The sequence below is a fragment of the Bacillus sp. SIMBA_026 genome (assembly GCF_046535335.1).
Taxonomy (GTDB): domain Bacteria; phylum Bacillota; class Bacilli; order Bacillales; family Bacillaceae; genus Bacillus; species Bacillus velezensis.
Genome location: NZ_JAWRWX010000443.1, coordinates 1 through 240 on the forward strand (window position 1 = coordinate 1; position 240 = coordinate 240).

At 62.9% G+C, this 240-nt stretch carries 1 protein-coding gene; it reads left to right on the top strand.

Annotation, left to right across the window (positions count from 1 at the left end; genetic code table 11):
• On the top strand, positions 1–176 hold a 176-nt coding region (locus SB847_RS22105), incomplete at its 5' end, for a tyrosine-type recombinase/integrase (protein WP_410578891.1).
• Positions 177–240 lie beyond the last annotated feature (64 nt).

Sequence of the window (240 nt, forward strand, 5' to 3'; positions counted from 1 at the left end):
GACACACTCATGCGTCTTGGCTTATTCAGGACGGGGTGCCGATTTTTACGATCTCGCGTCGACTGGGGCACGCTTCCATCAAGACGACTGAGCAGGTCTACGGGCACTTGATGCCGGAAGCGCTGCAGGTTGGGGCGGACGCTACGGAGCGGCAGGTCGCGGCGTTCATGCGGTGAGGCTGTCGCGCCTCTAGGAGACGAGGCGATTGCGAGCCCGAGTCCCGATCAGCCGGTTGCTAGG